General features: G+C 64.6%; 9 protein-coding genes. 2 read left to right on the top strand and 7 right to left on the bottom strand.

Annotated elements, in window-relative coordinates:
• A partial coding sequence (locus tag A3728_RS11695; protein ID WP_201722314.1) for a cbb3-type cytochrome c oxidase subunit I occupies positions 1-432 on the bottom strand: 432 nt, incomplete at its 3' end.
• Positions 429-1,082: a cytochrome c oxidase subunit II gene (locus A3728_RS11690; protein ID WP_236630479.1), complete on the bottom strand. Its 654-nt coding sequence runs from the start codon at positions 1,080-1,082 to the stop codon at positions 429-431. The genes A3728_RS11690 and A3728_RS11695, both read right to left, overlap by 4 nt.
• A 36-nt stretch (positions 1,083-1,118) precedes the next feature.
• Between A3728_RS11690 and A3728_RS11685 the strand changes: the two genes are divergently transcribed.
• Positions 1,119-1,631 carry a DUF2231 domain-containing protein gene (locus tag A3728_RS11685; protein ID WP_067923765.1) on the top strand — a complete coding sequence of 171 codons (513 nt, stop codon included), beginning with the start codon at positions 1,119-1,121 and terminating at the stop codon, positions 1,629-1,631.
• Here the strand turns inward: A3728_RS11685 and A3728_RS11680 are convergent.
• The 5 genes from A3728_RS11680 to motA all read right to left on the bottom strand — a co-directional run bounded on the left by A3728_RS11680 (position 1,601) and on the right by motA (position 4,520).
• Positions 1,601-2,113 (bottom strand): CopD family protein, encoded by a 513-nt coding sequence (locus A3728_RS11680; RefSeq protein WP_067923762.1) that lies wholly within the window; start codon positions 2,111-2,113, stop codon positions 1,601-1,603. The genes A3728_RS11685 and A3728_RS11680 overlap by 31 nt on opposite strands.
• Positions 2,110-2,820: a cytochrome c oxidase assembly protein gene (locus A3728_RS11675; RefSeq protein ID WP_067923759.1), complete on the bottom strand. Its 711-nt coding sequence runs from the start codon at positions 2,818-2,820 to the stop codon at positions 2,110-2,112. Before A3728_RS11675 ends, A3728_RS11680 begins: the two co-directional genes overlap by 4 nt.
• 148 nt (positions 2,821-2,968) lie before the next feature.
• The gene (locus tag A3728_RS11670; RefSeq protein WP_067923757.1) at positions 2,969-3,403 is read right to left on the bottom strand and encodes a hypothetical protein; all 435 of its coding nucleotides are present in this window, start codon (positions 3,401-3,403) and stop codon (positions 2,969-2,971) included.
• Positions 3,400-3,657, bottom strand: a complete 258-nt coding sequence (locus A3728_RS11665) for a hypothetical protein (RefSeq protein WP_067923754.1) — start codon at positions 3,655-3,657, stop codon at positions 3,400-3,402. The genes A3728_RS11670 and A3728_RS11665 overlap by 4 nt, the downstream gene beginning before the upstream one ends.
• Positions 3,654-4,520 (bottom strand): flagellar motor stator protein MotA, encoded by an 867-nt coding sequence (motA, locus tag A3728_RS11660; protein ID WP_067923751.1) that lies wholly within the window; start codon positions 4,518-4,520, stop codon positions 3,654-3,656. The genes A3728_RS11665 and motA overlap by 4 nt, the downstream gene beginning before the upstream one ends.
• A 97-nt stretch (positions 4,521-4,617) precedes the next feature.
• Here motA and A3728_RS11655 point away from each other — a divergent pair.
• Positions 4,618-5,196, top strand: a 579-nt coding sequence (locus A3728_RS11655; RefSeq protein ID WP_150120754.1) for a hypothetical protein, incomplete at its 3' end; no start/stop codon positions are given.

The following is a 5,196-nucleotide window of genomic DNA, read 5'->3' as shown; positions in this document are numbered from 1 at the left end:
CATGAACCAGCCGCCATCGGGCGCGATGCCCAGCACCAGCGCCACCAGCAACATCGAACCGCCGAAGACATAGCACCAGAAGCCATAGGCGGTGAGCCGCGGAAAGGCGAGGTCACGGGTGCCCAGCATCTTCGGCAAAAGGTAGATCGCCAGCCCCTCGAAGGTGGGAATGGCGAAGAGGAACATCATGATGGTCCCGTGCATCGTGAAGAACTGGCTGAAGGCGCCTGCATCCACGAAAGCCGAATCGGGGGTCGCCAGCTGGGCGCGGATCAGCATCGCCAGCACGCCCCCCACGAGGAAGAAGAAGAACGACACGATGAGGAACATCCGCCCAAGGTCGGAATGGCTCACGCTGCTGAAACAGCCCTTCCAGCCGGGTTCGGACGCCCAGATTTCGGTAAAGGCCCGGTGGCGGCGCAGCGCGTTCATTTCATGCTCCCTTCGAGGAAGGCGGCCCAGTCTTCGGCGTCATGCACCCGGACGGTAAAGACATGGCCGCTGTAGCCTGTTCCGTTGTATTCGGCGGTGAGGCCCCGGTAGGTGCCGGGGGTGTCGGCTTCGATCCGCAGCACGTTTACGCGGCCCGGGATCGCGTCCAGCTTGCCGGCGAGGCGGGGGACCCAGAAACTGTGGACCACGTCGCGGCTGGTGATCGCCACGTCGACGGGGCGGCCCGCGGGGATATGCAGCACGTCTTCGGTTTCGGCGGCACCGCTGCCCGGATAGGCGAAACGCCACTGCCAGCGCTGCGCCTCTGCCTCCACCCGGATAAGGCCTGTGCCCGCCCGGGGCATCAGCCGTTCGCCCGTCAGCAGGCCGTAGGCAAGCAGCGCGCCCAGCACGCCGAGCGAGAAGACAAGGCCGAGGCCGAGGATCCAGAACCGCTCCTGCACGCTTTCGGGCGCTTCCGTGCGCTTGGCGCGGAAGGCCCCGAACAAGAGCACCATGACGAGCGTGAAGATGGCGGTGGCACCGGCCAGCATCACCCACCAGAGGGTGGCAATCGCCCGGGCGGCGGGTCCGGCGGGATCGACGACCGAAAGCTCCCCGTTGCAACCGGCAAGCAGCAACGACATCATGGCCAGACTCGCCACTTTCGCAAAGGCGCCCAGACGATGCCGGAACAGACTGACAAGACCCAGGAACATTTCTCCGATCCGATCGCGGAAAAGGTCGGCTTCGACCAGACGGAAAGCCGCGTGGAGGTGCACGGCCATCCGATTCACGCGATGAGCGTTTCCTTCCCGATCGCGCTGTCCTTCTGCCTCCTGGGGGCGGATGTGCTCTATTGGTGGACGGCGGATGCCTTCTGGGCGCGGGCCGCGCTCTGGGCAGCGGGAACCGGGTTTCTCTTCGGGATGCTGGCGGGATTCGCGGGCACTGCGGAGCTGCTGCTGGTCAAGGGGATTCGCGCGCGCGCCGCGGCCTGGACCCATGCGATTTTCGCCGTAACGCTTCTGGCGGTGTTGGGGGCCAACTGGGGCCACAGGCTTTATGGCTACGAAGAGGCGGTGCTGCCCTACGGCATCCTGCTGTCGGGTCTGGGCGGCGTTATGGTGGCGTTCACGGGTTGGCATGGCGGCAAGCTCGTTTTCGACTATCGGCTGGGCACGTCGAAGGGCAACTGATGGCCGCGCGGCTGTTCCAGCCATGCGGGCATTTCGATCCAGCCCAGATCGGGTTTGCCCAGAACGAGTGACAGGATCGCCAGCACGATCACGAGGATCGCCGCCAGCGGCAGATAGGGTTTCGGCGGGCGCTGGTGTTCGGGTCGTTCGGCGACCAGTTCCACCATATGCCCGACCCAGGCGTGGGCGGCGGCCAGCGCCCCGACGAAGAGCAGCTTGGCATAGAGCCATGGCACGAAAACCTCGCGGAAGAAGATCAGCCATGTGCCCGCCACCACGGTGATGACGGCGGCGGGGGTGACGATGCCGGTATAGGTCAGATGGGTGGCGCGGCGGACCAGCCGGTAATGTTCCTGCGTGACGGCCGGATCATGGCGCGACAGCATCAGGGGCAGGGCGAGAAGCCCGCCGATCCAGACGATGAGCCCCATGATATGCGCCCCCTTGAAGAGGGAGATGAGGGCGGGAAGCAGATCGTTCATGCAGCGGCCCCCCGTAGCCCGGCCCAGCCGCGTCGCGCCAGAAGGCCCGCGGCAACCGCGTAGGGCAGCCCGGCCGGCACCCACATCAGCAACCCGCCGAGCCGCTGATCCCCCAGCGGGGTCAGCCCCCAGTCGAACGGGGCGGTCATATGGGCGGCATAGAGTGGATCGGGGGCGAAGGTCAGCAGCGCGCCCAGCATCCCCATCTGCGCAAAGCCTGCGACGATGAAGAGGATCCCCTCCACCGGGGGGCGGGGGGCGAAGACGGCGCGCCAGAACCACAGCGCGCTCAGCAGCAGGGTAAACTGCATGACCCAGTAGAGACCCATATGCGCGAGGGCGCGGTCATAGGCGGGCGGCGCGTGCCAGAACCACAGGATCGCGGTGGAGACGGCAAAGGCCAGCGGCAGGGAGCCGCCCCCGCGCCGTGCGGGCCATGCCAGCGCCAGCAGCGGTGCGGCGACCGCCACGAGCAGCACGTGATGCGCCACCCGTGCCGCGAAGAGAGCCGAGGACAGCGCGCAGAGCGGAGAGACAAACGCGATGGCAAGCACGCCCACCGCCGCAAGCCCCCGCCCGTTTCGCGCGAAGACGAGCGCCAGAACGGCCAGCATCACCAGCAGCCACGGATCAAGGTTCCAGCGCGTCCACAGCGCATCCGGCACCGGGGCGGGCCCGCAATAAAGACCGTCGAGACTGCTTGCCAACTGATACCCTCACCACACTGGATCGACCCCCACCGTCCCGGGAGGGGGGCGTTACCCCATAGAACCACAGGTAAAAAGGATCGTCATCCGCTTAACGCCGACAGCGCGCGGATGGTTTCGGATTTGCGCAGGCCTGGCGGTGGAGGTGTTAGCGCCCGTTTTCCTGATCTTCGATCCAGATCGAAAGGAAGGCTTCGTTGCGGGCGGCGGTTTCTGCGCGGTCACGGGTGCGAAGCTCCGACTCGCGGCGGCGGCGGGCCACGAGGTCGATGCGCTTTGCCTCGGCGAAGAGGGTCGACATACGGACGAAGGTTTCGGCGTTGCTTTCCCGCAGGCGCTGCGCCTCGGCCTCTTTGCCGCGCAGGGTTTCTGACACGTTGCGGATGAAGTTCGACAGGACGCGGGTGCTTTCGATCGCGTCGGGGTCGCCGCGTTCATGCAGGCTGTCGCGCAGCTCGCGTCTTTCGGCCTCCAGCTTGCCGAGAGCGCGGTTCAGGTCGGCGATTTCGGCGGCGACGGTTTCAAGCTCGTGCCGTTTGAGCCGGGACAGGGTGGCGAGCCCGTCGCCGCGTTTGCGGCTCATTCGCCGGTACCGGCCTTTTCGGCCAGCCGGGCGCGCATCCGCGCAAGGATCGCGGGATCGAGAATCTCGATCCCGTCGGGCAGTTCGATGTAGCCGATCACTCCGTGGATGCGCAGCGAGCGGGGGAGCAATTGTTCGGTCGCGGCCTGCGCGTCCTTTTCGGTCTTCTCCTCTTCCTTGGCTTCGGGGGCCGTGAGGGCGGGACCGGCCAGAAGCGCCAGAACGAGGGGGAAGGCCGCGCGCGCCGACATCATGCCGCGGGCAGTTCCCGCTGCGCCGCCTCGACGCTGGAGAAACCCGGCTGCTTCGGCGTGGGGATGTTGCCGCGGCCCAGTTCGATGCAGACGCTGGGCGGGTGGCCTGCCACCATGGCCACGATGATGTCGCGGATCACCGTATAGATGGCGCCATCCTCCTCCTCGATCTGCTTGAGCCGTCCGGCGACGGGCTGCACCATGCAATAGGCAAGGAAAACACCAAGAAACGTACCGACAAGCGCCCCGCCGATCATCTTGCCGAGAATTTCCGGCGGCTTGTCGATGGAGGACATGGTCTTGATCACCCCCAGAACCGCCGCGACGATGCCGATGGCGGGCAGACCGTCGGCCATCTGCTGGATGGCATGGGCGGAGACGAGCTTTTCATGGTGGTGTTTCTTGATCTTGCGGTTCAGCACGTCTTCCATCTGGAAGTGGTCGTCGAACTGCATGGACATCATGCGAAAGCTGTCCGAGATGAGGTCGGTCAGGAAGTGGTCCTTCATCAGGCGGGGATAACGCTGGAAGATCGCGCTGTTGGCCGGATCCTCGATATGGTCGTCCATCGCGACGATACCCTTGGTCCGGTAGAGGCGCGCGAGTTCGAACATGAGGTTCAGCAGGTCATTATAGTCCGATGACTTCCACTGCGGCCCTTTGATGACCCGCATCACACCCTTGGCCGATGATTTGACGACCCCGAAACTGTTGGCGACCACAAAGGCACCGAGCGAGGCGCCGCCGATCATCATGCCTTCGTAGGGCAGGGCGGCCATCACGATGTCCAGATTACCGCCAGAAAGCATGAATCCGCCGAAGACGAGGCCGAAAACCATCGCGAGACCAATAAACAGCATCATGTCATGAAGATCCTTCTTCAAACCTTGTTGTGCTTATTTATTCTTGATAAAATTTTTCAACACAAGTATTATCGATGTGTAATCTTGGATATCGGCTATGGATAGTGGTTTTTCGGACAGCAAGACGGAGGCGGGGCAGAACAAGACTGCCGCCGAACCCGATGCCTTTGCCTACTTCGTAGACCCCGAGGAAGTCGCCCTGCTGATGCCGAACTGGCCGGAGTGCATGCATCTGGTGCTTTGCATGGATGCGGCGGGCCTTTGCGAATTCGTGGTCTTCCATGATGACGAGACCGACACGATCCTGAACCGGGTGGCCGAAGTGCTGGATCGGCCCACGGGCGGTTTCGCGGCGAGCCCGGCCATCGAAGGCTATCCCACGCGGACGCTGCTGTTTTCGGAAGAGAATGCGCTGCTGAAGGCTGTGCAGAGCAGTGACAGCCTGCAGGAGATCGCGGCGGATTACCTGATCAACTACAACTTCGCGCGCGAAGAGGGGCTTGACCTCGACAAGTTCATGCGCCCGCGCGACGCGCGGAGCGACCTGTCGCTGCGCGTCACGACGGACAAGATCTTTCCGGTGCGGGGCAAGGCCACGGGCGGTCGCCGCCGGGGCCGTGCCGCAGCACCCGAGGGATATACCCTCGCCGGTGAGGCCGGGCTGGGCGAAAGCTAT

It is taken from the genome of Sulfitobacter sp. HI0040 (assembly GCF_001634885.1).
In the GTDB taxonomy this organism is placed as follows: domain Bacteria; phylum Pseudomonadota; class Alphaproteobacteria; order Rhodobacterales; family Rhodobacteraceae; genus Sulfitobacter.
The sequence above is the reverse complement of the archived record's forward strand: the minus strand, read 5'-3'. Positions and strand labels throughout refer to the sequence as shown.

Bases quoted from the DNA above. Each gene is read 5' to 3' on its own strand.
- A3728_RS11690 (WP_236630479.1), bottom strand. From the start codon at position 1,082: ATGATGTCGTTGCTGCTTGCCGGTTGCAACGGGGAGCTTTCGGTCGTC.
- A3728_RS11685 (WP_067923765.1), top strand. From the start codon at position 1,119: ATGCCGGAACAGACTGACAAGACCCAGGAACATTTCTCCGATCCGATC.
- A3728_RS11680 (WP_067923762.1), bottom strand. From the start codon at position 2,113: ATGAACGATCTGCTTCCCGCCCTCATCTCCCTCTTCAAGGGGGCGCAT.
- A3728_RS11670 (WP_067923757.1), bottom strand. From the start codon at position 3,403: ATGAGCCGCAAACGCGGCGACGGGCTCGCCACCCTGTCCCGGCTCAAA.
- A3728_RS11665 (WP_067923754.1), bottom strand. From the start codon at position 3,657: ATGATGTCGGCGCGCGCGGCCTTCCCCCTCGTTCTGGCGCTTCTGGCC.
- motA (WP_067923751.1), bottom strand. From the start codon at position 4,520: ATGATGCTGTTTATTGGTCTCGCGATGGTTTTCGGCCTCGTCTTCGGC.